This window comes from Nocardia sp. NPDC051832 (assembly GCF_040681285.1).
Lineage (GTDB): Bacteria > Actinomycetota > Actinomycetes > Mycobacteriales > Mycobacteriaceae > Nocardia.
The window spans coordinates 517411-541553 of sequence record NZ_JBFAYL010000002.1; the positions used below are offsets into that span (position 1 = coordinate 517411).

Consider the following 24143-nt stretch of genomic DNA (forward strand, 5'->3'; position numbering starts at 1 on the left):
ACCGTTGGGCTTCGATCGATGATCGCCTCCGCGTCGCCGGGTGCGCGCGTCGCAGCCACGAGGGTTGCCGCGCGTCCGTGCCAGGTACGGCTGACGAATAGCCGGATCGCGCCTACGAGGCGCGCAATCCGGCGAAGACGAGAGGTTGAGAGCAGAGAATGACCGAAACAACTGAACGCAAGTCCTCGGCCGTCGAGGTCGAGCCCGGTGTGTTCGAATCCGTCGCGCTGATCGACAACGGCAGCTACGGCACCCGCACCATCCGCTTCGAGACCGGCCGCCTGGCCCGGCAAGCCGCCGGCGCGGTCGTCGCCTACCTGGACGACGAGACCATGCTGATGTCCGCGACCTCCGCGGGCAAGCACCCCAAGGACCAGTTCGACTTCTTCCCGCTGACGGTCGACGTCGAAGAGCGCATGTACGCCGCGGGCCGCATCCCCGGCTCGTTCTTCCGTCGCGAGGGCCGCCCCTCCACCGACGCGATCCTGACCTGCCGCCTGATCGACCGGCCGCTGCGCCCGTCCTTCGTCGACGGCCTGCGCAACGAGATCCAGGTCGTGGTGACCGTGCTGTCGCTGGATCCCAAGGATCTCTACGACGTCGTCGCGATCAACGCCGCGTCCGCCTCCACCCAGATCGCGGGCCTGCCGTTCTCCGGCCCCGTCGGCGGCGTGCGCGTCGCCCTGATCGAGGGTCAGTGGGTCGCGTTCCCGACCGTCGAGCAGCTCGAGGGCGCCGTGTTCGACATGGTCGTCGCGGGCCGCGTGGTCGAGTCCGGTGACGTCGCGATCATGATGGTCGAGGCCGAGGCCACCGACAAGGTCATCGAGCTGATCGACGGCGGCGCGCAGGCGCCGACCGAGGCCGTCGTGGCCGAGGGCCTGGAGGCCGCCAAGCCGTTCATCGCCCGCCTGTGCCGCGCGCAGTCCGACCTCGCCGAGCTGGCCGCCAAGCCGACCGGTGAGTTCCCGCTGTTCCCGCCGTACGAGGCCGATGTCTTCGAGGCCGTCGAGGGCACCGCCAAGCGTGAGCTGAACGAGGCGATGAGCATCGCCGACAAGCAGGAGCGCGAAGCCAAGATCGACGAGATCAAGCTGGACGTCCTGGGTCGGCTGGGCGACGACTTCGCCGGCCGCGAGAAGGAGCTGGGCGCCGCCTTCCGCTCCGTCACCAAGAAGCTGGTGCGCCAGCGCATCCTGACCGACGGCTTCCGCATCGACGGCCGTGGGCTCGCGGACATCCGCGCCCTGTCCGCCGAGGTCGCCGTGGTGCCGCGGGCGCACGGCTCCGCCCTGTTCGAGCGTGGCGAGACCCAGATCATGGGCGTCACCACCCTGGACATGGTGAAGATGGCGCAGCAGGTCGACTCGCTCGGCCCGGAAACCTCCAAGCGCTACATGCACCACTACAACTTCCCGCCGTACTCCACCGGTGAGACCGGCCGCGTCGGTTCGCCGAAGCGTCGCGAGATCGGCCACGGCGCCCTCGCCGAGCGCGCCCTGATGCCGGTGCTGCCGTCGCAGGAAGAGTTCCCGTACGCCATCCGTCAGGTGTCGGAAGCGCTGTCCTCCAACGGTTCCACCTCGATGGGCTCGGTCTGCGCCTCCACCCTGTCGCTGCTGAACGCCGGTGTGCCGCTCAAGGCCCCCGTCGCCGGTATCGCCATGGGCCTGGTGTCGGACACCATCAAGAACGACAAGGGTGAGGACGAAGTCCGCTACGTCGCCCTGACCGACATCCTCGGCGCCGAAGACGCCTTCGGCGACATGGACTTCAAGGTCGCCGGCACCCGCGAGTTCGTCACCGCGCTGCAGCTGGACACCAAGCTCGACGGCATCCCCTCCAAGGTGCTGGCCGGTGCGCTGAGCCAGGCGCACGACGCCCGCACCACCATCCTGGACGTGATGGCCGAGGCCATCACCAGCCCGGACGAGATGAGCCCGTACGCGCCGCGCGTCACCGCGATCAAGATCCCGGTCGACAAGATCGGCGAGGTGATCGGGCCCAAGGGCAAGGTCATCAACCAGATCACCGAGGAAACCGGCGCCAACATCTCGATCGAAGATGACGGCACCGTCTACGTCGGTGCGACCAACGGCCCCGCGGCGCAGGCGGCGATCGACCAGATCAACGCCATCGCGAACCCGCAGCTGCCGAAGGTCGGCGAGCGCTTCCTGGGCACGGTCGTCAAGACCACCGCCTTCGGCGCGTTCGTCTCGCTGCTGCCGGGCCGTGACGGCCTGGTGCACATCTCCAAGCTGGGCAACGGCAAGCGCGTCGCCAAGGTCGAAGACGTCGTGAACGTCGGCGACAAGCTGCGCGTGGAGATCGCCGACATCGACAACCGCGGCAAGATCTCGCTGGTTCCCGTCGAGGAAGCCACCGAAGAGCCGGCCGCGGACGACGCCGTTGAAGCGGCGGCGGCAGCAGAGTAGTACTTGTCTCTGTGACGAAGAAGAAGACGGCCCCCCTGCTCCCCAGCGAGCAGGGGGGCTCGTCACTCCGCAGAACCGACGAATCCCTGTCGCACTCCGTCGATTCCGGCGTGCGCCGAACCGTGCTGCCCGGCGGGCTACGGGTGGTCACCGAGCATGTGCCCGGTGTGCGCTCGGCGTCGATCGGTGTGTGGGTGGGCGTAGGTTCGCGCGACGAAGGCCCGACCGTGGCCGGCGCCGCGCATTTCCTGGAACACCTGTTGTTCAAGGCGACTCCGACCCGGTCGGCGCTGGACATCGCGCAGGCCATGGACGCGGTCGGCGGCGAGCTCAACGCGTTCACCGCGAAGGAGCAGACCTGCTACTACGCCCACGTCATCGACGAGGACCTGCCGCTGGCGGTGGAACTGGTCAGCGACGTGGTGCTGAACGGCCTGTGCCGCGCCGACGACGTCGACCTGGAACGCCAGGTGGTGCTGGAAGAAATCGCCATGCGCGACGACGATCCGGAGGACATGGTCGGCGACGCGTTCCTCACCGCGCTGTTCGGCGATCACCCGATCGGGCGGCCGGTGATCGGTTCGATCGAATCGATCGAGGGGATGCGGGCCGCGCAGCTGCGCTCGTTCCATCTGCGGCGTTATCGCCCGGACCGGATGGTGGTCGCGGTCGCGGGCAATATCGAACACGAACGCACCGTCGAACTGGTGCATCGCGCGTTCGAGCACCGGCTGGACCTGTCGGCGGCGCCCGCGGCCAGACGCGAGGGCAGATACCGGCCCGCCGGCGTTCCGGAACTGCACTGGAGCCACCGCGACAGCGAACAGGCCCACCTCACCTTCGGTGTGCGGGCATTCGGGCGGCACGAGGGCGAACGCCGCTGGCCGCTGTCGGTCCTCAACACCGTCATCGGCGGCGGCCTGAGTTCCCGGCTGTTCCAGCGCATTCGTGAGGATCGCGGCCTGGCGTACTCGGTGTACTCCAGCGTCGACACCTTCGCCGACACCGGCGCGTTCTCCGTCTACATCGGCTGCCAGCCCGAAAACCTCGGCAAGGTGGCGACTTTGGCCCGCGGCGTCCTGGAAGAGGTCGCCGAGCACGGCATCACCGACGCCGAATGCGCCCGCGCCAAAGGTTCACTCCGCGGCGGCCTGGTCCTCGGCCTGGAAGACTCCGCCTCCCGCATGAACCGCATCGGCCGCAGCGAACTCAGCTACGGCAACCATCGCAGCGTCTCCGACACGCTGACCCGCATCGACGCGGTTACCACCGAAGAAGTCTCCGCCGTCGCCCGCACCCTGCTGTCCCGCCCCTTCGCCGCCTCGGTGGCGGGCCCCTACCGCCGCACCCGCGAACTCCCGGCCGCCGTCCGCCACCTGGTCGACGCTTAACCCTGTCCCGCACCCACTTTCGGTATCGCACGGCATACCGCCTGTGCGACACCGCAAGTGGGTGTGCGACAGCAGAATCGGCCATCGCGCAGCGGAACGATTGGGGCTGGTCCGTCCCGGTGCGGGCTAGGATCGGCGTGGCTTTGGAGATCGAGCTTCGGGCCGGGGTGAAATCTTTGGGGGGCATGTGAATACGGTCGCGTCCGCGTTGGAGCGGGCCCGGGTTGCCAAGACGTTGGGCCGGGCCGAGGAGGCGCGGCGGATTGTCGGGCAGGCGTTGATCGATGCGCCGGATGACGCGGATCTGCTGGTCTGGCTGGCGGATTACGAGTCCGATCAGGAACGGTATGACGAGGCGTCGCGGCTGATCGGCGCGGCGTTCGCGGCTGATCCCGATCATGTGGGCGCGCACATCACGGCAGCGCTGGTGCAGCTCGGTCGTGACGATCCGGACGGGGCTTTGCGGATTGCCCGGCGGGCGGTGAGCTTGGACCCGAACAGTCTGTCCGCGTTGGTGACTCTTGTTTCGGTTATCGCGCACACGCCGAAGTTCAAGCGGCTCAAGGCCGAAGCGCGGTCCGCGCTCGAGACGGCGGCGCGGCTGTACCCGGACAGTGCCGAAGCCCATGCTGTGCTGGCCGACCGCTATCGGGAACTCGGCGATCTGGATGCCGAACGTCGCCACATCGACGCCGGTTTGCAGGCCGACCCGCTGCACGCCGACATGCTGGCGCGGCGGGCGGAGCGGGAGCCCTCCCGCGGCAAGGCCGTGGCGACGTTGCGCGGTTTGCTCGGATCGCAGCCCTCGCATACCCCAGCGCGTCAGTTGCTTGCCGCGATCATGTGGCGGGCGCTGATGCGGCTTGCCGTATGGGTGTGGTTCTTCGCGGTGATGGTGACGTTGGCGTCGCTGTGGATCGGTCCGGGTGCCCTGCGTTTCCTGACGCCGGTGCTGTGGTTGTTCATCCCCTTCGCCTGGTGGGGTGTCTTCCGGGTATTGCGCAGGCAGTTGCCGCCGGGATATCTGCGCACGCGGTTGCGTCGCCGCCCCGGCGCGATCGTGGCCTTGGTGCTGCTGGTGCCGTCGAGCCTGCTCGCGGATCTCGGGGCGATGATGCTGCGCATGGATTGGTCGGCGGGGTTTGTCCGGGCCGCGTACGTCCTGTTGCTGATGGGTGCTGCCGGTGCGGGCATCGCGCATCTGCTGTTGTTCCGCGCCTGGATCCGCCGAAATCACGGTGAGGAGGACTGGAACAACAGCTTCGCGCTCACCGGCGTCGACCTGATCATCACGTTGCTGGCCGCCCTCGTGGCGGCGATCGCGGTTGCCGCGGGGGGCTACTGGGCCCGGCAGCCCTTCGCGATCTGGGTGCTGCTGACCCTGCTGTGCGGCATCGCGGTCGTCATCCTGCTCGAAGGTCTGGTCGCCTTGGTATTGGATCTCGGCACGCCGGACACCCTGCCGTGGCGGGCCTGGCCCCGCGTGGCCTGGGTTGCTCTGGTGGTGATCGCGGCGCTGGCGGCATCGCTTCCACTCGGACTCTGGTGGGGCGCGAGCCATCTGACTACCGCACCGGTGCACAGCGAGAACCGGGGCCCGATCCGGAAGACGCCGGAACCCCTGCGGCCCAGGCAAATCGAGATGCCGACCCTGCGGCTCACCGTGCCGCCCGTCCCACCCGGCGAGCGCTAGGTCTGGTTCGCCGCGGTGACGATGGCCGGGAGCAGCCCGGGCAGTGCCCGGTCCACATCCGTGGCGCGGAGGCGCTGGTGGATCTGCCCGTCGATGACGAGGCGCTCGATGAGACCGGCCTCGCGCAGGATCTTGAAGTGGTGGGTGGCGGTGGATTTGTTGATCACGCCGTAAAGCGCGCTACACCGGACGGCCGTGCCCGCGTTGCTGAGGCGGCGGATCATCTCGAGACGGATGGGGTCTTGTAGCGCACCCAGGACCGTGGGGAGGGAGGCGACCGGCGGTAGCGGTTCGTTAGCTTCGGTCATGATCTACCTCACAGAGGGGTTCGGTGATTGTCGCTCCGGGCGTAGGGTCAAAGTTCGATCGACATCAAACTTACCTGATCGGAGCGATAATGGCCGTGGCAGTGCCCGCCGGTGAGCAGACGGTCCAGCGCTGGGCGTACCCACTGGTACTGGCGGCCAGCGGTGTGGCGCTGGGGGTGTCCGGCGTACCCGCTCCGCTGTACGGGCTCTACGAAACCCAATGGCATCTGTCGCCGCTGACCACGACCCTGGTGTTCGCGGTCTACGCGTTCGCGGCGCTCGCGGCGGTGCTGGTGTCGGGCCGGATCTCGGATGTGGTCGGCCGGAAGCCGGTGCTGCTGGGTGCCTTCGCCACCATGATCGTGGGCCTGGTCGTCTTCATGCTCGCCGATTCGGTGCCGATGTTGTTGCTGGCCAGAGCCTTACACGGGCTGGCGGTCGGGTCGACGGTGGTGGCCGGCGCGGCCGCGCTGCTGGACCTGCGTCCGCATCGCGGCGCGCGCTCCGGACAGCTCAGCGGCGTGGCCTTCAATGTCGGTATGGCCGTGGCGATCCTGGGTTCGGCGCTGCTCGCGCAATACGCGCCGTATCCGCTGCGCACGCCGTACGTGGTGATCACGGTGGTCTGCTTGATCATCGGCGTCGGCGTGCTGGCGCTGAACGAGCCGCACGGCGCTCGCGTCGCGGGACGGATCCGGATCGCGAAACCCGCGGTGCCGCAGGAGATCAGCGCCGACTTCTGGTTCTCCGCCATCGGCGTGATGGCGGCCTGGTCGGTGCTCGGAGTGCTGCTGTCGCTGTATCCGTCGCTGGCCGCGCAGCAGACCGGCATTCACAATCTCGTCTTCGGCGGCGCCGTGGTCGCCTCGACCGCCATCTCCGGAGCGACGAGCCAGCTCTTCGCGACCGGCATTCCGGCCCGTCGCGCCGCGATCATCGGCGATACCGGCATGGCGGTGGCGCTGCTGCTGACCGTGCCCGCGCTGGCCACCCACAACTGGGTCGCGGTGCTGGCGGCGGGCGTGGTGCTCGGGGTGACCTTCGGGCTCGGGTTCGGCGGCTCGCTGCGGCACCTGTCCAACGTTGTGCCGCAGCACAAGCGGGGCGAGACGATGTCGGCCTACTACCTGCTGGCCTACTCGGCGATGGCGCTGCCGACCATTCTCGCGGGCTGGGCCGCGACCACGTGGGGCTTGGACAAGGTGTTCCCCTGGTTCGTCGGTGTAGTCGCCGTGGCCTGCCTGATCGCCGCCGGGCTGGGGCTGCGCGGCAATCGGCGTGCCGACCAGTCGGCCTGAATCCCGGCTTGTCGCCGATGGATGGGTGACATCTGAAAATGTCTGGGGCACAGGCGTAGCCGATCTTGTCCTATAGGCGACGCGCACCATTCCCGTTTAACATGCCCAACATGCGATGGGGGAGGTTGGGCGATCGGGTGCGCCGGGCGGCGCTGTTCTTCGCGGTGTCCATCGTCGTCCTGCTCGGGCTCGCCATCGGCGGCCTGACCTGGTGGTTACTGCGGCTCGGCCTGGGAGTGCAGGCGGAACGGCCGAATCAGGTGCAGCTCACCGCGATCGCGCTGGCGGTGCTCGCGGGCATCGGCGGCGCGGTCGCGGTGACCGTGGCCTACCGGCGGCAACGCGACCTGGAGCGCGGGCGCTTCGCGGAGCTCATCGGCGGCGCGGTGCGGCAGCTGGGCGATGACGATCCGGCGGTGCGGATCGCCGGGGTCTACGCCGTCGCCGTCATCGCCGACGAATGCTCCGCACCGCGCCGGCGGCAGCAGTGCATCGACGTACTGTGCGGTTACCTCCGGCTGCCCTACGAACCCGGCGACGGCTCGAATCACCTTGTCTCCCGGTCGGAATCGCTGGCGGAATCCGGCAGCCGGGTGGAGCGGATCTATCACATCCGGCGCGACGACCGTGAGGTCCGGCGCACCATCGTCCGGGTCATCGCCGAACATCTGCGCCGCGCGCCGCAGGATTCCTGGTCCCGGCGCTACGCCGATGTCTCCTGGTCGCAGTGCGACTTCGACTTCACCGGAGCGGTCTTCGACGACGCCGATTTCCAGGGCGTCGAATTCGCGGGCCGCTGGACGCTGTTCGCCGGGACGCGGTTCGTGGGCGATCTGCGCACCGATTTCGAGCGTGCCCGGTTCACCGGGCGGCACGTCAGCTTCCACGGCGCCGTCTTCGGCGAGGCGCCGGTGGTGTTCGACCGCGCCGAGTTCCGGGGCGAGCAGACCAGTTTCGACGAGGCCATCTTCAAATCGCCGTATACCTCGTTCGACGACGTGTCGTGTACCGGCGGCCGCACCGGCTTCACCGGCGCCCGATTCGTCGGCGACGAGACCTCGTTCCGGGCGGCCAGGTTCGGCGCGGATCTGACCTCGTTCGAAGGCGCCACCGTGGACGGTGAGCGCGTCTCGTTCGCGCACGCGGTGTTCAGCGGTGCGCGCGCCGCGTTCAGCGGAGCCCACTTCTGCGCTGCCGGTGTGGAATTCGACGACGCGCGGTTCGGCGGGCAAGGCCTGCGCCGCAACAAGGCGACCCGCGAGGTCGATTTCGCGAAGGCGCAATTCCATGGCGGGGTCACTTTCGCCCGCACCGTTCTGGGCGGTCGTACCGCCGATTTCACCGCCTGTGATTTCTTCGGCGACGTGTCCTTCGCCGAAGCGCGGTTCGCCGCCGGGCAGATTCAGTTCGACAACCCGACGGCCTGGGTGGGCGTGCGCTTCGATTGGGACGAAAACCCCACGCGCAAACCGGCTTCGGTGAAACCGAGTCCGTGGCCTCCGGCGCTGGACGCCGTGCCGGCGCCGGAGGCTTGAACCGAGGCTGTCCGGACTACGCCGGCCAGCCGCCATACGGGACGGTGATCAACTCCATGTAATGACCGCTCGGGTCCTCGAAGTAGACGCCGCGACCGCCGTCGTGGTGATTGATCTCGTTGACGCCGTGCTTCTGCGGATCCGCCCAGTGGTCCAGCTGGTAGCGCTGGATCTTGGCGTAGGCCACGTCGAATTCGGCTTCCGAGATCAGGAAGGCGTAGTGCTGGGGTTGGATGTCCTCGATGAACGGCGGAACATTCGCCAAATCGAAGGTGACGCCGTTCTCGGTGGTCAACGGGATGAAGTGTCCCGCTTCCTTACCGATTTCCAATCCCAGCAGGTCCGACCAGAATTCCGCGGACACTTGCTTGTCGCGACAACCGACAATGGTGTGATTGAACTGAACTGACAGGGGATTACTCCTTGAAGTCGTGACGGTCCCGACCCTGGGCTCGGTACAAGGCGGCCAACAGGAGCACCGTCACGGTGAAGGAGATTAGCGGGATGGCCGCGCGAATTTCAACCCCCCGGTGACGCAGGCCATGTTCAGTTGTAGCGTCGGGCGAATGAAGATTCGTGGTGCGGTTCTCGAGCGGATCGCTGCCCCTGTGCCCTTCGCCGAGTCGGCGCCGATCACCCTCTGTGAGCTCGAGCTCGCCGAACCCGGGCCCGGTGAGCTGCTGGTGCGCATCGAGGCGGCCGGGCTGTGCCATTCGGATCTGTCGGTGGTGGACGGCAACCGGGTGCGCCCGGTGCCGATGCTGCTCGGCCACGAGGCCGCCGGTCGCGTCGAAGCGGTCGGTCCCGGCGACGGCGATATCGCGGTCGGCCAGCGCGTGGTGATGACCTTCCTGCCGCGCTGCGGCGAGTGCGCGGGCTGTGCTAGCGAAGGCCGAACCCCTTGTGGGCCAGGCAGTCTCGCCAACAATGCCGGTGAGCTCCTGAACGGCGGACGCCGGTTGCGCCGCGACGGCGCGGAGGTGCACCACCATCTGGGCGTCTCGGCTTTCGCCACGCACGCCGTGGTCGATCGCCGGTCGGTGGTGCCGGTGGACGACGACGTCCCGCCGGAAGTCGCCGCCGTCCTCGGCTGCGCGGTGCTCACCGGCGGTGGGGCCCTGCTGAATTCGGCGAAACCGGGTCCCGGCGACCGGATCATGGTCGTCGGCCTCGGCGGTGTCGGCATGGCTGCGGTCCTGGTCGCCGTCGCCCTCGGCCGGGAGGTCATCGCTGTCGATACCGTCGCCGAAAAGCTCTCCCTCGCAACTGAACTCGGCGCTGCCGCGGTCTACACGCCCGGCGAACTGGCCGAGGGGTCGATCCAGGCCGAGATCGTGATCGAAGCCGCGGGCAACATCCGGGCCTTCGAGACCGCCGTCGCCGCCACCGCGCCCGGCGGCACGACTGTGACCGTCGGCCTGCCCGCGCCCGACGCTCGCGCCAGTATCTCGCCCCTCGCCCTGGTCGCTCAGGGCCGCACCATTATCGGCAGCTACCTCGGCTCCGCCATCCCCGATCGTGACATCCCCGAGTACGTCCGCATGTGGCGCGCGGGCCGGCTTCCCGTCGAACGCCTCGTCTCCGCGCACATCGGGCTGGACCAGATCAACCACGCCATGGACGAGCTCGCCGCCGGTCACGCCCTACGCCAGATCATCGTCTTCGACTGAGCGCGGCGCGCTGACCTGGATGCTTACCTCCAACGGGGGTATTCGACCAGAAAGTAGGTACTTGCCGGTCGCCGGCGAGCACCCCAAGACTGGGCGTCGCGGGCCTCGCCGGGCTCGCGGCGAATCGACTTGGGAGGCAGCATGACCGGCAACAATCACACCCCGGTGACGGTGCTCGGTATCGGCTCGATGGGCCGGGCGGTGGCCGCGGCGTTCCTGGCCGCCGGGCATCCGGTCACGGTGTGGAATCGCAGCCCGGAGCGGGCGGCGGCATTGGTGGAACACGGTGCGGTGCACGCGCTGTCGATCGAGGACGCGGTCGCGGCGAGCCCGGTGATCATCTCCGTCCTGACCGGATTCGACGCCACCCTGCACGCCTTGGCTCCGGCCGCCGGTGCCCTGGCGGGCCGGACCGTGGTGACCTTGAACAGCGGCAGCCCGGCCGGGGCCCGCGCGGTCGCCGCGTGGGTGACCGCGCGGGACGCCCGCTTCCTCGGCGGCGCGATCAAGAATGTCCCTGCGGCAGTGGGTGATTCGGACACGCTGCTGTACTTCGGCGGCGATCGTGCCAACTTCGACGCGACCGCGGATACCCTGCGCGTGCTGGGCGGCGAGATCGTCCACCTGGGACCGGAACCGGACCTGGCCGCCCTCTACGAAGCGGCGGTCGGGGCCACCCTGCTCCCCGCGCTGCTCGGCTTCTTCGAGGGCGCGGCGGTGCTCGCCACCCGCGGCATCCCCGCCGCGGCCATGGTCCCGTACTCCCGCAAATGGCTCCAGATGATCGAGTCCCTGCTCCCGCTCCTGGCCGAGGAAATCGACACGGCCGACTACACCAAGCTCGGCTCCTCGGTCGCTCTCTTCCACGACTCGCTCCCCGAGGACCAAGCCCTCGCCGCGGAGACCGGCGTGGACATGTCCTGGCATGCCCCGATGCATGACCTGCTCCGTCGCGCGATCGCCGAAGGGTATGGGGAGCAGAGCATTTCGGCCCTGTACGAAGTGATCCGGAAGCCCGCGGCCTAGCCGGGCGGGAGGGACGCTCGAACTCGGCGGCCGGGTCTGGCGCGGGCGGTATCCAAGGCGTAGCATGAATTAACCAGAGTGGTCATATTGGTCTGAGAGGTGGTCGAAATGGCACGTAAACGGGCGGAATCAGCAGAGCCGAGCACTTCGAATCGTCCAGATATCGCATGGCCGCTCGCCGACGCGAAGGCCAGATTCTCCGAGTTGGTCGACACGGTGGAACGGGAGGGGCCGCAGGTGATCAGTAAACACGGGCGCGAGGTCGTGGTTGTCGTCCCGATCGACGAGTGGCGGCGGAAGAGCAAGCGGCAGGGCAGTTTTGCCGAGTTCATGGCCACCTCGCCGCTACGTGGCGCCGATCTGGTGGTGGAGCGGGAACGGAGCGATTCGTCGCATCGCGACGTGGTGCTGTAGTGGCGAGCAGCGAGCGTGTGGTCGTGCGGACCGGCTACCTGCTGGACACGAACGCGATCTCGGAATGGATGAAGCCGCTGCCGGACCGCGGCCTGATGGAGTGGTCGCATGCCACCGATGAGGATCTGCTGTTTCTCAGTGTCGTCACGATCGGAGAAGTTCGGCGTGGGATCGAACGGCTCCCGGAGGGCCGGCGGAAAGCCCGCCTGACCACGTGGCTCGCCGAAGAGGTCATGGACCGATTCGGCAAGCGCCTGCTGTCGGTGGACAGCGCGGTGTCGCAAGCCTGGGGAAGAATGCGCGCACGAGCCGACCTGCAGGGGCGCGGGGTCGACCCGATCGACGGCTTGATCGCGGCGACCGCGGAATCACATGGGCTCACCGTCGTCACCCGGAATCGGAAGGATTTCGCGAACACCGGTGTGCCGGTCATCTGCCCCTGGGACGACTAGGCCAGCGGTAGCGCTCCGGGGCTGCCTACTAGGCTGGCCGGGAACGCGGGGTGCGCAAACGCCCCAGGACACAGGAGGTGCGGTGACCATTCGGGTCGGGGTGCTCGGAGCACGCGGGAAAGTCGGACAGGCGATCTGCGCGGCGGTGGAGGAGGCGGCTGATCTCGAGCTGTCCGCGGCCGTCGACAAGGACGACGCGCTGACGGCGTTCACCGAGAGCAAGACCCAGGTGGTTGTCGACTTCACCCATCCCGATGTCGTGATGGGGAACCTGAAGTTCCTGGTGCAGAACGGTATTCACGCCGTGGTCGGCACCACCGGCTTCGATGCCGCGCGGCTCGACGAGGTGCGGGGCTGGCTGGCGCAGCAGCCCGAGACCGGAGTGCTGATCGCACCGAACTTCGCCATCGGCGCGGTGCTGTCGATGCGGTTCGCCGAGCAGGCGGCGCGGTTCTTCGAGTCCGTCGAGGTCATCGAGCTGCACCACCCGAACAAGGCCGACGCGCCCTCGGGTACCGCCTACCGCACCGCGGGCCTGATCGCCGAAGCGCGGGAACGCGCGGGCGTCGGCAAGAGCCCCGACGCGACCAGCACCGAACTGGACGGCGCGCGCGGCGCCGACGTCGACGGGGTGCGCGTGCACTCGGTGCGCCTGGCCGGCCTGGTCGCACACCAGGAAGTGCTGTTCGGCACCCAGGGCGAAACCCTCACCATCCGCCACGATTCCATCGACCGCTCCTCCTTCGCGCCCGGCGTGCTGCTCGGTGTGCGGGAGATCGCCCAGCGTCCCGGCCTCACCGTCGGGCTCGACCCGTTCCTGGATCTGTGACAGTTCAGGGGTCCTCCGGCAGCGACGTCCGCAAGGTCGTCGCGTTCGTCGCGGTGCTGGTCGCGGTCCTCGGTTTCTACTTCCTGCTGCTCGGGCGCATCGCCTTCGCACTGCTCACCTCCGGGGACTTCGCGGGGATGGCGATCGGCGTCGGCGTGCTGATCCTCCCGCTGGTCGGCATCTGGATCGTCGTCGCCACCGTCCGCGCCGCCCTCGATCACCAGCGCCTGGCCGCGCGCATGCGCGAGGAGGGCCTGGAACTCGACACCTCCGCACTGCCCCGCCGCCCCTCCGGCCGCATCGAACGCGCGGCCGCCGACACCCTGTTCGCCCAGGTGCAACAGGAATGGGAAGCCGACCCGGACAACTGGCGCGTCTCCTACCGCCTGGCCCGCGCCTACGACTACGCCGGCGACCGCACCCGAGCGCGCGAAACCATGCGCCGGGCAGTCGCTTTGGAAAAACTCGAACGCGAAGGCTGACCCGATGCCCCGCCTGCTGATCATCCATCACACCCCCTCCCCGCACATGCAAGCCATGTTCGAGGCGGTGGTCTCGGGCGCGACCGACCCGGAGATCGAAGGCGTGGAGGTCGAACGCCGCGCCGCCCTCGCGGTCACCGCCAGCGACGTGCTCGCCGCCGACGGCTACCTGCTCGGCACCCCGGCGAACCTCGGCTACATGTCGGGTGCGCTCAAGCATGCCTTCGACACCTTCTACTACCCGTGCCTGGACTCCACCCGCGGCCGCCCGTACGGGCTCTACATCCACGGCAACGAAGGCACCGAGGGCGCCGAGCGCGGCGTCGAAGCCGCGACCACCGGCCTCGGCTGGGAGCAGGCGGCGGCCTCGGTCATCCTCTCCGGCCCGCCCGGTAAGGACGACATCCAGCGTTGCTGGGAGCTCGGCGCTACCGTCGCCGCGCATCTGATGGGTTGAAACGCGCGAATGGGGTGGTCCTTGGTCAGGACCACCCCATTCGGATTCCGGTGCACGCGAACCTCAGGCGAGGCCCCAGGCGTGCAGCAGGTAGGTGATGTTGGCCGCGATGTTGGTCACGACGTTCGCCAGGTCGAGGGCGGCGGAACCCAGATTGATGAGCGGCACAATTCTTCCTCGGATCGATCGAACACTTTGCTCCTCGACGGTAGGAGGGGGAGCAATTTTCTGGCAAACCTGAGGGGCGAACTATGAGGGAACTCACCGCGGGGCTAGCGGTGGAACGGCACCGCGGCGCCTGCCGCGCCGAATAATCCGGCGATCCGGGCGAACTGGACGGCCAGCCAGGATGTCGCGGGCTTCGGGGTGGCGAGGGCATCGCGAGTAAGGGTGGTCATGGCTTATGCCTCCTTGTTGTCGTCGAGTTCCGCGAGACCTGCCGCCATCGCGGTCCCGGTCAGCACGGCCAGAATGGTGAGGACGGTGATCGCGGCGACGAGGGCGGTGAGTGCTTGCATGGCAGTAAGTTTCGCCGAGTCAAAAAGCTGCCACCAGTGGCTGGATTGACATAGTTCGCAAATATTCCGCCAAGTGCTGGCGCAAGGAAGCCCCCGATTTTTGGTGTCTGACCTTTCTGGCCACCCGCGCGTCATACTCGACGTGACGTTGTAGCGGTGGGGAAGTGTGCACCGGGTTCCGGCCCGGGATGGGAGTGTTGTTTTGATGAGCGCCGAAGGGGGCGACGTCGCAGCGCGACGGATCGGACTGGTCGAAGACCATGAATCCGTAGCGATCGGGCTGGCCGCGATGCTGGCGCCGGAACCGGACCTGAATCTGGTGCTGACCGCGGGCACCGTGCCGGAACTGCTGGGGTCCGCGGGTGCGGCAGACCTGGACCTGGTGGTGCTGGACCTGCGTCTGGCCGACGGTTCCTCCCCGGAAGACAACGTGCGCGCCCTGCGTGATCGCGGCATCGAGGTGCTGGTGTTCACCGGCGCCGACAACGCCTTCCTGGTGCGCGCCGCCGCCAAGGCCGGGGTGCTGGGAGTGGTCCGCAAGTCCGAGGACGCGTCGACCGTGGTCGCCGCCGTGCGCCAAGCCGCCTCCGGCAATCAGGTCGTCACCACCGACTGGGCCGCCGCGATCGACGGCGACCCACAACTGTCCGACGTCGGCCTCAGCCCCCGGCAGGAAGAGGTGCTCACCCTGTACGCCTCGGGGGAGAAGGCCTCCCGGGTGGCCCGGCTGACCGGTCTGTCGGAACAGACCGTCAACGACTACCTCGGCCGGATCCGGCAGAAGTACGCCGACGCGGGTCGTCCCGCGCCGACCAAGACCGACCTCTACAAGCGGGCGGTGGAGGACGGATGGCTCCCGGTTCCCGAGCGGCATCCCAGGGCATGACGCTGTCCAGCACGCTGGACACCACCCCACCGACCGCGAGCGCCGCCTCGCTCGACCCGATCCGGGCCGCGCGCTGGCGCCGGGGGTTCGCCGCGGTGTCCCAGGAGAAATCGTCCGAGGCTGCCTCGGACCGGATCATGCGCCGGCTCGCCCTCGTCTTCGGCATCGCCGGTGTGCTCGCCGTCATCGCGGAGATTCCGGAGATCGCCGATCAGAGCCGGGCCGCCCCGCTGGCCTGGACGATCCTGACGGTCGTGCTGGCCTTCGGGTGGTTCCCGGTGCTCGCGATCGTGTCGATGGGTTTGAGTACCCGCGTCATCCAGTGGGTCGCGGGCGCCGCGGCGGTCTGTTTCCTGCTGGCGTTCGCGATCGTGCCGTTCACCTACCGGGAACCGCACATCGACGCCACCGCGGTGTGGCTGTACCGGGTGTTCGCGCTCGGCGTGCTCGCGGCGGCGCTGGCGTGGCGTCCGATGATCGCGGTGATCTATCTCGTCATCGGCGCGGCGGCCTCGGCGGTCGCGAACATGTATGTGGTGCCGCATGGTTCGGCGTGGACGCTGGCCGGGGATTTCGCGCGCGCCGCCGGTTTGTGCGTGCTGTTCCTGTGGTGCGCGATCTACGCGCGGGCCGCCGCGGCGCGCGTGGACCGGGAGTCCGCGATCGCGAGCAGCCGGGCCGCGATCGCGGCGGGCGCGGCCGCGCGGGACCGGGAACGCGCCCGTTTCGCCGCGCTCATCCACGACGCGGTGCTGTCGACCTTGCTGGACGCCTCCCGTGCGGGCACCGAATCGCCGGTGCTGCGCCGCCAGGCCGAACGCACCCTGACCCAGCTCGACGAGGCGCGCGGCAGCGCGATCGAACCGGACCGGCTCAACGCCAAACAGGCGATCGGGTTCCTGCGCGCCGCCGTGCACGAGGTGAACCCGGGCATCACCGTCACCGCGCGCCGCTGGTCCGGTTTCGACGATCTGCGCTTGCCGGTGCAGGCCGCGGGCACCATCGCCGCGGCGCTGGCCGAGGCGGTGCGCAACAGTCTGCGCCACGCCACGGTGCCGGGCCGCGCGGTACTGCGCACGGTCACCGTGACCGTCAGCGCCGGCGGCATCCGGGTGGTGTTCCGCGACGACGGCGCCGGTTTCGATCTGAGCCAGGTCCCCGCCGACCGCCTCGGCGTCTCGGTGAGCATTCTGGGCCGGATGCGGCAGTTGGCCGGCGGCGCGGGTTTCGTGGAATCGCAGCCGGGAGAGGGGACGACGGTGACTCTGGTGTGGGGTAGCGATGGCTGATTCCGACAACGAATTCGGCCTGCGCGATCTGCTCGGCCTGCGCGATGGTTCGGCGTGGCTGTTCCTGATCATTCTCGAGCTGACCATCGTGCTGTACATGGTGCGCAACCTCTCGCACGTGCCGCTCCTCGCCGCGGCGGTGGCGGCGGCGCTGCTGGTCGTGGCCGGGGTGCTGGTGCTGGTCATCCCGGTGGACCCGTTGCCTTGGCCCGCAACGGTTTTCGTGACCGCGTCCGGTCCGGTGGCGACGGCCATCACCACCATGGACGTGCAGAGCGGCTGGTCGCGGCCGGTCTGGACCGCGTTCGCGTCCTCCTATGTGCTGGCGGTGCTGGTGCTGCGCGGACGACTGGGCGCGGCCTGGCTCGGCGTGGCCGGTATCGCCGTGGTCGTGGTGAGCGCGGGGATCGTCGGCGAGTTGCGCGCGGGGGTGATGGCGGGTTCGGTCGTGCCGGTCGCCACCGTCGCCGGCGTCTCGGTGTGCGCCGCGCTCATGCGCCCGACCCAGCGTTCGCTGCGGTTGCTGCGCGAGGAGGCGACCATGCGCGCGGCGGCCGAAGCCGGCATGGAGGCCGAAAACGGTGAACGCGACCGGCAATTGGCCCGCTTGGACAAGGTGGCCCGCCCGATCCTGGAACGCATCGCCGACGGCGTCGACCTGACCGCCGAGGAACGCGAGCAGTGCCGGTTGCTGGAAGCCGAACTGCGGGACGGCCTGCGCGCGCCGCAGCTTGTCACCGACGAATTGAGCAGTGCCGCCCGCGGCGCTCGCTCTCGTGGCGTCGAGGTGGTGCTGCTCGACGACGGCGGGTTCGCGGGCGTGCCGCGCTGGGTCCGCGAACGCGTGATCGAGGCGGCGACCAAGGAGTTGGACGCCGCGAACGCGGGTTCGGTGACGGTGCGGGTGCTGCCTATGGGGCGCCGCATCCTGGCCACCGTGCTGGCCAACGCTCCCGACGCCGACCGGCGCACCGAGATCGACACCGCGGGCGCGGTCAGCGTCATGACCGAGGCCTGCGACGCGTAGGGTTCGCCGAACTTGTCGGACCCCCGTGGCATCCTTCGACAGGTGCGAAGGATTAGTGCGGCGGCCGCGCGCCGGACGGCGTTGGCGGCGCAGGGGTTCGGCAAGCGGAAACCGGCGGTCACCAACCGCCGGTCTATTCAGGATGCGCTGAGCAAAACCCAACTGCTGCAACTGGATTCGGTCTCGGCGGTGGTGCGCGCGCACTACGCGCCGGTGTTCAGCCGGATCGGCGCCTACGACCGGGCGTTGCTCGACGAGTCCGCGTGGAGTCACAGTGCGCGTCACCCGCGCAAGCTGGTCGAGTACTGGGCGCACGAGGCCGCGCTGCTGCCGGTCGAGGACTGGCCGCTGATGCGCTGGCGGATGGCGCAGTTCGAGCATGGTCGCTGGAACCAGGCCAAGCGGGTGCTGGAACACAGCCCGACGCTGGGCAAGGACATTCTCGACGTGATTCGGGAAGCCGGTGCGCTGACGGCGGGCGAGGTGGAGAAGCATCTCGAGCTGGACAAGCCGAAGTCCAAGGACCATTGGGGCTGGAACTTCAGCGATACCAAAGTCATTTGCGAGCAGTTGTTCGCCGCGGGCGAGCTGTCGGTGGACAAGCGGGTCGGCTTCGCCCGGCACTACGACCTGACCGAGCGCGTCATCCCGCCGGAGGTGCTGGCCCGTCAGATCTCCGGCGAGGACGCCTATCGTGAGCTGATCCGGCGCGCCGCAACATCTTTGGGCATCGCGACCGAACCCGACCTGCGCGACTACTACCGCATGCACCGCTCCCAGACCGAACCCGCGATCGCGGACCTGATCGACGCGGGCGAGCTGGAACCGGTCGAGGTCGAGGGCTGGGGCAAACCGGCCTACCTGCACACCGCCGCGAAGACACCGCGCCGCGTCGAGGGCGCGGCTCTGCTCTGCCCGTTCGACCCGCTGATCTTCTTCCGCCCGCGCACCGAACGAATTTTCGACTTCCACTATCGGATCGAGATCTACACCCCTGAACCCAAACGGGTGCACGGCTATTACGTCTTCCCGTTCCTGCTCGACGGGCAGCTCGTCGGCCGCGTCGACCTGCGCGCCGAACGCGCGTCCGGTCGTTTGCTGGTACCCGGCGCCTTCGCCGAACCGGGCCACGGCACCCCGGAAACCGCTGCTGCCCTGAAGAACTCGCTGCGCGAGATGGCCGACTGGCTCGAACTCGACGAGATCGTGATCGGAGCGAAGGGCGATCTCGCGCCCCTGCTCTGACTCCGGCTCAGAGGTCGGTCTTGCCGAACCCGGTGTCCCGATCCCGCTTGTGCCGGCTGCCGTACCCACCCATCTGATGCCGCAACGCGTCGCTGACGGTGTTCTGCAGCCACCCGTTCAACGACATCCCGCTCTGCTGCGCGGCCTCCTCGGCCTTGGACTTCAACTGCTCGACCATGCGCAGGGTGACCCGGCTGATGTCGCCGGTCATCTCCTCGAAGGTCGGCGGTTCGTCCGAGCCCGGGTTCTTGCGCACGTCCACGGTGGCGTCGGTGCCGTCGACCGACACGTGCACCGTCCGGTCTCCGAGTTCGGCGCTCACCTCCGCGGCCAGATCCGACAGCGCCGCCAGCAATGCCAGCCGGGCCGAGCTCTCGGTGGCCGCCGCCAGCGCGGCGGCGGTCGCCTGGGTCTTCTCGTCGCCGAGCGCGGCGGCGGCGATCAGGTCTTCGCGCAGCCGGGTGGTGTACTTGTTCAGATCCATGACACCAGTGTGACGTCATTTCTGATGTCAGACAAGGGCGGATTGATGCCACGGCTCATCGGAGTGGGAGGTGAATCACCGGTCCGGGCGCGTCGATCGGCGGTCAGGATGTCGTTCCTGATCTCTGGACCGGGTAGCCTTTCTGACCATGACGAACGGTGAATCGACGCCAACACCGCGCAGTGCGTCCGGCACGGTCGGTGTCGCAATGGTGACCCCTTTCAGTGCCGACGGCAAGCTGGATGTCGATGCCGGCGTTGCCCTGGCCGCGCGTCTGGTCGACCGTGGGGTGGACCTGCTCGCGATCTCCGGCACCACCGGGGAATCGCCGACGACCACCGAGACCGAGAAGTTCGATCTGCTGAACGCCGTCGTCGAGGCGGTCGGTGACCGGGCCACCGTGATCGCCGGTGCGGGCACCTATGACACCGCGCACTCCATCGAGCTCGCCCGCAACGCCCAGCGCGCCGGGGCGCACGGCCTGCTCGTGGTCACTCCGTACTACTCCCGGCCCACCCAGGACGGCTTGATCGCGCACTTCACCGCGGTCGCCGACGCCACCGATCTGCCCCTCACGCTCTACGACATTCCGCCGCGCTCGGTCGTCCCGATCGCTTCGGACACCATCCGCACTCTCGCCGAGCACCCGAACATCGTCGCGGTCAAGGACGCCAAGGGCGATCTGAACGCGGGCGCCGACCTGATCGCCAGCACCGGCCTGGACTTCTACTCCGGCGACGACTGCCTGAATCTGCCCTGGCTGTCCATCGGCGCGGCCGGGTTCATCAGCGTCATCGGCCATCTGGTGCCGGAACGCCTGCGCGAACTGCACGAGGCCTACACCACCGGTGACGTGGTGCGCGCCCGCGAGATCAACGTGAGCATGCTGCCCCTGAACACCGCGATGGCCCGCCTGGGCGGTGTCGCCATGACCAAGGCCGGACTGCGCCTGCTGGGCGTGGACGTCGGCGAACCACGATTGCCGCAGCTGATGCCGAGCACCGAGCAACTCGACCAGCTGGCCGCCGACCTCCGCCTGGCGGGGGTCGCCGCATGACCGAGCCCCTGTCGCCCCGTCCCCGCCGCCGCGCCGCCAGCCGCGCCGCGGGCGCTCCCGCCCCGGTCCAGCCCGATGCCCCGAAGCGCATCGAAAAGCCCGCTCCCGAGCCTGCTCCGGCCACCGAAGCGGTCGCGCGGGAGCCCCGCCCCGAGCCGGTGATGCACGCCGAGCCCGACGCGCCGCCCGCCCGGCGGAGGGCGAAGAACGCCGAGGAAGCCCCGAAGGCCAATCAGTCCAACCGCGGCAACCGCGGGCGGCAGGGTGGTCGCGGCCGCCGCGACCAGGCTCCCGCGCCCGCACCCGTGAAGGCCGCGCAGGATCGGCTCGGGCTGCCCCCGAAGGCCCCGAAGAACGGCCTGCGCGTGTTCGCGCTCGGCGGCATCGGCGAAATCGGCCGCAACATGACCGTTTTCGAATACGGCGGCAAGCTGCTGATCGTCGACTGCGGCGTGCTGTTCCCCGAGGACCAGCAGCCCGGCGTCGACCTGATCCTGCCCGACTTCCGCCCGATCGAGGACCGCGTCGACGACATCGTCGCCGTCGTGCTCACACATGGTCACGAGGATCACATCGGCGCGGTGCCGTTCCTGCTGCGCTTGCGTTCCGACATCCCGATCATCGGCGCCAAGTTCACTCTCGCGCTGATCGCCGCCAAGTGCCGCGAGCACCGGTTACAGCCGAAGCTGATGGAGGTCGTGGAGGGCGAGACCACCATCCACGGCCCGTTCGAGTGCGAGTACTTCGCGGTCAATCACTCGATTCCGGACGCGCTGGCGGTGTCGATCCGCACCCCCGCGGGTGTGGCGTTGCACACCGGCGACATCAAGCTCGACCAGCTGCCGCTGGACGGCCGCCTCACCGACCTCGCCGGGTTCTCCCGCCTGGGCGACGAGGGCGTCGACCTGTTCCTGGTCGACTCCACCAATGCCGAGGTCCCCGGTTTCGTCACCCCGGAACGCGAGATCGGCGGCGTGCTGGACACGGTGATCGGCAAGGCCAAGAACCGCGTCATCATCGCCTCCTTCGCCAGCCACGTGCATCGCATCCAGCAGGTCGTTGACGTGGCCCACAAGCACAATCGCCGGGTGTGCTTCATCGGCCGCTCCATGGTCCGCAATATGCAGATCGCGCAGGATCTCGGTTATCTGCGGGTGCCCGACGGCGTGGAAGTCGACATGGAGGTCGCGGCGACCCTGCCCGGCAACCGCCTGGTGCTCATCTCCACCGGATCGCAGGGTGAGCCGCTCTCCGCGCTGTCCCGGATGGCGCGCGGCGAGCATCGCCAGATCCACATCCGTTCCGACGATCTCGTGGTGCTGGCGTCCTCGCTCATCCCCGGCAACGAGAATTCGGTGTTCGCCGTGGTGAACGGCCTGGCCCGGCTCGGCGCCACCGTCATCACCCAGCAGAGCGCGAAGGTGCACGTCTCCGGGCACGCCTCCGCGGGCGAGCTGCTCTACCTCTACAACGCGGTGCGGCCCACCAATGCCATGCCGGTGCACGGTGAATGGCGGCATCTGCGCGCCAACGCCGCGCTGGCGGTGGCCACCGGTGTGCCGGAGGAACGCGTCGTGCTGGCCGAGGACGGCGTGGTGGTCGACCTGGTCGACGGCATCGCGAGCATCGTGGGCCGGGTCCCGGTCGGGCACGTCTACGTCGACGGTCTCTCCGTCGGTGACGTCGGCGAATCCACGCTGTCGGATCGGCTGGTGCTCGGCGAGGGCGGCTTCATCTCGATCACCGTCGCGATCGACTCCACCACCGGTAAGGCGGTCAGCACGCCGGAGCTGAACGGACGCGGCTTCTCCGACGATCCGACCGCGCTCAGCGACGCCGCGGAACTGGTCGAGGCGGAACTGCTGCGGCTGGCCGGCGAGAACGTCACCGACGCCCACCGCATCGCGCAGAGCGTGCGCCGCGTGGTGGGCCGCTGGGTCGCCGACGTCTACCGCCGTCGCCCGATGATCGTTCCGACGGTCATCGAGGTCTAAGGGACAACGAAAGCGCCGGGAAGCGATCGCTTCCCGGCGCTTTCGCGTTTCCGGTGCTTACTTCGCCTGGCAGGCAGCCGAATCCAGCTTCGCGGCCTTGACGATGTTGCAGGTGAACTGGTTCGAGACCTTCCACCCCTCGGTCTCGGCGACGAACTCGACGAAGGCGTTGTCCACCGGCGCACCGCCGATGGTGACCTTGGCGTCGGCCTTGAGCTTGCCGTCCTTGGGCTCCTGAACGCCGGTGATCTCGACCTTCACGTTGTTCTTCTTCGCGGCGTCGACCAGCTTGTCGACCAGCTGCGGATCCTTCTCGGCATCCTGCACCCAGCTGATCTTCTCCTGCTCGCCGACCGAGGCGTCGAAGGCCTTGTTGATCTTCTCGTTCAGCTCGGCGACGGTCGGCTTGGGCAGGTTCGGCGGCGGGGTGGTGGTCAGCTCGCCTTCGGCCTCGACCGCTTCACCGGCCTTGGTGCCTTCTTCGTACTGGCCGGCGGGCGTGGTCGTCGCGCTGGGGGAGGCGGAGTCGCCGCCCTTGTCGGAGCTACATGCGCCCAGCGCGAGCGCGGAGGCGGCGGCCACGATGGCGACCGTGACGCGGATGGATCGGAGTTTCACGTATTCCCCTCGATGAAAAGTGTTCGCCGCACCGGGTTTGCCGCGGCAAAGGTACCGGTTCTAGCTGTAGCCGTTGGTGCAGCGCCAGGTCACGACGTGGCTGCCGGCCAGGCGGGACAGGGCGGCGTCCCGGGCGGCGCCGTAGTTGGACCGCGAGGAGGCCTGCCAGGTCGTCGAGCGCGGGTTCTTGCGCGCTACCAGGACGGCACAGCCGTTGCGCCAGGACAGCAGGACCGAGCAGCCGCCGCCACAGGCCCGTACCGCGGCCCCCTCGGCCTCCTGGAAGCCGTTGTAGTTGTTGGTGATACTCCACCGGCCGTTGCTGCCGGTGGCGATGGCACCGTAGTAGCCACCGCCCTGCGCTTGCGCGGCGGGAGCCGAAACGGCAAGTGCCGCACCGACGGCAACCATGGTGGTGGCTGCGGTGATGAGCTTCTTCACGGGTGAACGTCCTCCATTGACTCTGCGATCCGGACCCAGCGGATCGTTGACAACGTACATTTCGGGCAGGATGCCCGCTACAGCGCGTAGCCCTCCGTGCACGCCCAGTGCCGGATGTAGGGATTGACTCCGGGGTTGTTGGCCCGGGCCCGATTGCTGGCGTCGCGCACCGACGCGCCGGAGCCGTAGCTCCAGTGCGTCCGCGAAATGGCGAGTGCGCCACAGCCGTTACGCCAGGTGAGCACCGGATGGCAATCGGAGTTACCGCCGAATTGCAGGCACGCGCTGACCGCCATCTCCTGCGCCTGCCCGTGATTGGAACCACCGGTGTTGAAGCCGAAGTGGTGGTTCGACATCGCTACCGCGATACCGCCGTACGATCCACCCTGGGCGTGCGCCGGTATCGCGGTGGCCATGACGGACCACAGCGATGCCAGCATGATGGCGGCAAGCGTCGCGAACTTCTTCAAAACATTGATCCCCTCGGTCGACATCGGGGGCGTGGCCCACGACGGAACGAGACAAACGTACATTTGCCGCATCTCGGACGCCAGTCCGATATCTGGGATTCCAGGTATCTCATAAGAATTCGAC

Annotated in this window: 25 protein-coding genes; 18 read left to right on the top strand and 7 right to left on the bottom strand. The window is 68.6% G+C overall.

Annotation, left to right across the window (positions count from 1 at the left end; translation table 11 throughout):
• The first annotated feature begins 158 nt into the window (after positions 1 to 158).
• From AB0M14_RS12265 to AB0M14_RS12275, 3 genes are all read left to right on the top strand, one after another.
• Entirely contained in the window at positions 159 to 2435 is a 2277-nt protein-coding gene (locus AB0M14_RS12265; RefSeq protein WP_364992845.1) for a polyribonucleotide nucleotidyltransferase, read from the top strand.
• A gap of 86 nt (positions 2436 to 2521) precedes the next feature.
• Complete coding sequence (locus AB0M14_RS12270; RefSeq protein WP_364995687.1) at positions 2522 to 3826, top strand: pitrilysin family protein; 1305 nt, start codon at positions 2522 to 2524, stop codon at positions 3824 to 3826.
• A gap of 187 nt (positions 3827 to 4013) precedes the next feature.
• A complete protein-coding gene (locus AB0M14_RS12275; RefSeq protein WP_364992848.1) occupies positions 4014 to 5519 on the top strand; it encodes a tetratricopeptide repeat protein in 1506 nt (501 codons plus the stop codon).
• On the opposite strand, the gene AB0M14_RS12280 is transcribed toward AB0M14_RS12275, so the two are convergent.
• On the bottom strand, positions 5516 to 5827 hold the full coding sequence (locus AB0M14_RS12280) for a helix-turn-helix transcriptional regulator (RefSeq protein ID WP_364992851.1): 312 nt from the start codon (positions 5825 to 5827) through the stop codon (positions 5516 to 5518). The two genes, AB0M14_RS12275 and AB0M14_RS12280, sit on opposite strands and share 4 nt — an antisense overlap.
• An 89-nt stretch (positions 5828 to 5916) precedes the next feature.
• On the opposite strand from AB0M14_RS12280, the gene AB0M14_RS12285 reads away from it, so the two are divergent.
• On the top strand, positions 5917 to 7125 hold the full coding sequence (locus AB0M14_RS12285) for an MFS transporter (protein ID WP_364992854.1): 1209 nt from the start codon (positions 5917 to 5919) through the stop codon (positions 7123 to 7125).
• A gap of 110 nt (positions 7126 to 7235) precedes the next feature.
• Positions 7236 to 8660 carry a pentapeptide repeat-containing protein gene (locus tag AB0M14_RS12290; protein WP_364992856.1) on the top strand — a complete coding sequence of 475 codons (1425 nt, stop codon included), beginning with the start codon at positions 7236 to 7238 and terminating at the stop codon, positions 8658 to 8660.
• 16 nt (positions 8661 to 8676) lie between these two features.
• Here AB0M14_RS12290 and AB0M14_RS12295 read toward each other — a convergent pair whose 3' ends face one another.
• The gene (locus AB0M14_RS12295; protein ID WP_364995690.1) at positions 8677 to 9072 is read right to left on the bottom strand and encodes a VOC family protein; all 396 of its coding nucleotides are present in this window, start codon (positions 9070 to 9072) and stop codon (positions 8677 to 8679) included.
• 154 nt (positions 9073 to 9226) lie between these two features.
• Between AB0M14_RS12295 and AB0M14_RS12300 the strand changes: the two genes are divergently transcribed.
• The 7 genes from AB0M14_RS12300 to AB0M14_RS12330 all read left to right on the top strand — a co-directional run bounded on the left by AB0M14_RS12300 (position 9227) and on the right by AB0M14_RS12330 (position 13990).
• Positions 9227 to 10330 carry an alcohol dehydrogenase catalytic domain-containing protein gene (locus tag AB0M14_RS12300; protein ID WP_364992859.1) on the top strand — a complete coding sequence of 368 codons (1104 nt, stop codon included), beginning with the start codon at positions 9227 to 9229 and terminating at the stop codon, positions 10328 to 10330.
• Positions 10331 to 10471: 141 nt separating this feature from the next.
• Positions 10472 to 11356, top strand: coding sequence for an NAD(P)-binding domain-containing protein (locus AB0M14_RS12305; RefSeq protein ID WP_364992861.1), 885 nt, complete (start codon positions 10472 to 10474; stop codon positions 11354 to 11356).
• 108 nt (positions 11357 to 11464) lie between these two features.
• Positions 11465 to 11770, top strand: coding sequence for a type II toxin-antitoxin system Phd/YefM family antitoxin (locus AB0M14_RS12310; protein ID WP_364992864.1), 306 nt, complete (start codon positions 11465 to 11467; stop codon positions 11768 to 11770).
• Positions 11770 to 12222: a type II toxin-antitoxin system VapC family toxin gene (locus AB0M14_RS12315; protein WP_364992867.1), complete on the top strand. Its 453-nt coding sequence runs from the start codon at positions 11770 to 11772 to the stop codon at positions 12220 to 12222. The genes AB0M14_RS12310 and AB0M14_RS12315 overlap by 1 nt, the downstream gene beginning before the upstream one ends.
• Before the next feature lie 82 nt (positions 12223 to 12304).
• The gene (gene dapB / locus AB0M14_RS12320) at positions 12305 to 13051 is read left to right on the top strand and encodes a 4-hydroxy-tetrahydrodipicolinate reductase (protein WP_364992869.1); all 747 of its coding nucleotides are present in this window, start codon (positions 12305 to 12307) and stop codon (positions 13049 to 13051) included.
• Complete coding sequence (locus tag AB0M14_RS12325; RefSeq protein ID WP_364992872.1) at positions 13048 to 13533, top strand: hypothetical protein; 486 nt, start codon at positions 13048 to 13050, stop codon at positions 13531 to 13533. Before dapB ends, AB0M14_RS12325 begins: the two co-directional genes overlap by 4 nt.
• A gap of 4 nt (positions 13534 to 13537) precedes the next feature.
• Positions 13538 to 13990, top strand: coding sequence for a flavodoxin family protein (locus AB0M14_RS12330; RefSeq protein WP_364992875.1), 453 nt, complete (start codon positions 13538 to 13540; stop codon positions 13988 to 13990).
• 272 nt (positions 13991 to 14262) lie between these two features.
• Here the strand turns inward: AB0M14_RS12330 and AB0M14_RS12335 are convergent, their stop codons facing one another.
• Positions 14263 to 14388, bottom strand: coding sequence for a hypothetical protein (locus tag AB0M14_RS12335; RefSeq protein ID WP_364992877.1), 126 nt, complete (start codon positions 14386 to 14388; stop codon positions 14263 to 14265).
• 325 nt (positions 14389 to 14713) lie between these two features.
• Here AB0M14_RS12335 and AB0M14_RS12340 point away from each other — a divergent pair, with 325 nt between their 5' ends.
• From AB0M14_RS12340 to AB0M14_RS12355, 4 genes are read left to right on the top strand one after another with little or no spacing between them, the layout of a single operon-like run.
• Complete coding sequence (locus AB0M14_RS12340; RefSeq protein WP_364992880.1) at positions 14714 to 15394, top strand: response regulator transcription factor; 681 nt, start codon at positions 14714 to 14716, stop codon at positions 15392 to 15394.
• The gene (locus tag AB0M14_RS12345; protein WP_364992881.1) at positions 15358 to 16683 is read left to right on the top strand and encodes an ATP-binding protein; all 1326 of its coding nucleotides are present in this window, start codon (positions 15358 to 15360) and stop codon (positions 16681 to 16683) included. The genes AB0M14_RS12340 and AB0M14_RS12345 overlap by 37 nt, the downstream gene beginning before the upstream one ends.
• Positions 16676 to 17710, top strand: a complete 1035-nt coding sequence (locus tag AB0M14_RS12350; RefSeq protein WP_364992883.1) for a hypothetical protein — start codon at positions 16676 to 16678, stop codon at positions 17708 to 17710. The genes AB0M14_RS12345 and AB0M14_RS12350 overlap by 8 nt, the downstream gene beginning before the upstream one ends.
• Before the next feature lie 42 nt (positions 17711 to 17752).
• Positions 17753 to 18955, top strand: a complete 1203-nt coding sequence (locus tag AB0M14_RS12355) for a crosslink repair DNA glycosylase YcaQ family protein (protein ID WP_364992886.1) — start codon at positions 17753 to 17755, stop codon at positions 18953 to 18955.
• A gap of 7 nt (positions 18956 to 18962) precedes the next feature.
• Here AB0M14_RS12355 and AB0M14_RS12360 read toward each other — a convergent pair whose 3' ends face one another.
• The gene (locus AB0M14_RS12360; protein WP_364992888.1) at positions 18963 to 19439 is read right to left on the bottom strand and encodes a hypothetical protein; all 477 of its coding nucleotides are present in this window, start codon (positions 19437 to 19439) and stop codon (positions 18963 to 18965) included.
• Positions 19440 to 19587: 148 nt separating this feature from the next.
• Here AB0M14_RS12360 and dapA point away from each other — a divergent pair, with 148 nt between their 5' ends.
• Together dapA and AB0M14_RS12370 are read left to right on the top strand one after the other, a co-directional pair.
• A complete protein-coding gene (gene dapA / locus AB0M14_RS12365; protein WP_364992891.1) occupies positions 19588 to 20496 on the top strand; it encodes a 4-hydroxy-tetrahydrodipicolinate synthase in 909 nt (302 codons plus the stop codon).
• Positions 20493 to 22490: a ribonuclease J gene (locus AB0M14_RS12370; protein WP_364992893.1), complete on the top strand. Its 1998-nt coding sequence runs from the start codon at positions 20493 to 20495 to the stop codon at positions 22488 to 22490. The genes dapA and AB0M14_RS12370 overlap by 4 nt, the downstream gene beginning before the upstream one ends.
• A gap of 57 nt (positions 22491 to 22547) precedes the next feature.
• On the opposite strand, the gene AB0M14_RS12375 is transcribed toward AB0M14_RS12370, so the two are convergent.
• The 3 genes from AB0M14_RS12375 to AB0M14_RS12385 form a co-directional block, all read right to left on the bottom strand.
• Positions 22548 to 23108, bottom strand: a complete 561-nt coding sequence (locus tag AB0M14_RS12375; RefSeq protein ID WP_364992896.1) for a hypothetical protein — start codon at positions 23106 to 23108, stop codon at positions 22548 to 22550.
• Positions 23109 to 23168: 60 nt separating this feature from the next.
• A complete protein-coding gene (locus AB0M14_RS12380) occupies positions 23169 to 23549 on the bottom strand; it encodes a DUF4189 domain-containing protein (RefSeq protein WP_364992899.1) in 381 nt (126 codons plus the stop codon).
• A gap of 77 nt (positions 23550 to 23626) precedes the next feature.
• Positions 23627 to 24019: a DUF4189 domain-containing protein gene (locus AB0M14_RS12385; protein ID WP_364992901.1), complete on the bottom strand. Its 393-nt coding sequence runs from the start codon at positions 24017 to 24019 to the stop codon at positions 23627 to 23629.
• Positions 24020 to 24143: the final 124 nt, after the last annotated feature.

Coding starts and splice junctions, on each gene's coding strand:
- AB0M14_RS12265 (WP_364992845.1), top strand. CDS start 159: ATGACCGAAACAACTGAACGCAAGTCCTCGGCCGTCGAGGTCGAGCCC.
- AB0M14_RS12280 (WP_364992851.1), bottom strand. CDS start 5,827: ATGACCGAAGCTAACGAACCGCTACCGCCGGTCGCCTCCCTCCCCACG.
- AB0M14_RS12285 (WP_364992854.1), top strand. CDS start 5,917: ATGGCCGTGGCAGTGCCCGCCGGTGAGCAGACGGTCCAGCGCTGGGCG.
- AB0M14_RS12290 (WP_364992856.1), top strand. CDS start 7,236: ATGCGATGGGGGAGGTTGGGCGATCGGGTGCGCCGGGCGGCGCTGTTC.
- AB0M14_RS12300 (WP_364992859.1), top strand. CDS start 9,227: ATGAAGATTCGTGGTGCGGTTCTCGAGCGGATCGCTGCCCCTGTGCCC.
- AB0M14_RS12305 (WP_364992861.1), top strand. CDS start 10,472: ATGACCGGCAACAATCACACCCCGGTGACGGTGCTCGGTATCGGCTCG.
- AB0M14_RS12310 (WP_364992864.1), top strand. CDS start 11,465: ATGGCACGTAAACGGGCGGAATCAGCAGAGCCGAGCACTTCGAATCGT.
- AB0M14_RS12330 (WP_364992875.1), top strand. CDS start 13,538: ATGCCCCGCCTGCTGATCATCCATCACACCCCCTCCCCGCACATGCAA.
- AB0M14_RS12335 (WP_364992877.1), bottom strand. CDS start 14,388: ATGACCACCCTTACTCGCGATGCCCTCGCCACCCCGAAGCCCGCGACA.
- AB0M14_RS12340 (WP_364992880.1), top strand. CDS start 14,714: ATGAGCGCCGAAGGGGGCGACGTCGCAGCGCGACGGATCGGACTGGTC.
- AB0M14_RS12345 (WP_364992881.1), top strand. CDS start 15,358: ATGGCTCCCGGTTCCCGAGCGGCATCCCAGGGCATGACGCTGTCCAGC.
- AB0M14_RS12350 (WP_364992883.1), top strand. CDS start 16,676: ATGGCTGATTCCGACAACGAATTCGGCCTGCGCGATCTGCTCGGCCTG.
- AB0M14_RS12360 (WP_364992888.1), bottom strand. CDS start 19,439: ATGGATCTGAACAAGTACACCACCCGGCTGCGCGAAGACCTGATCGCC.
- dapA (WP_364992891.1), top strand. CDS start 19,588: ATGACGAACGGTGAATCGACGCCAACACCGCGCAGTGCGTCCGGCACG.
- AB0M14_RS12370 (WP_364992893.1), top strand. CDS start 20,493: ATGACCGAGCCCCTGTCGCCCCGTCCCCGCCGCCGCGCCGCCAGCCGC.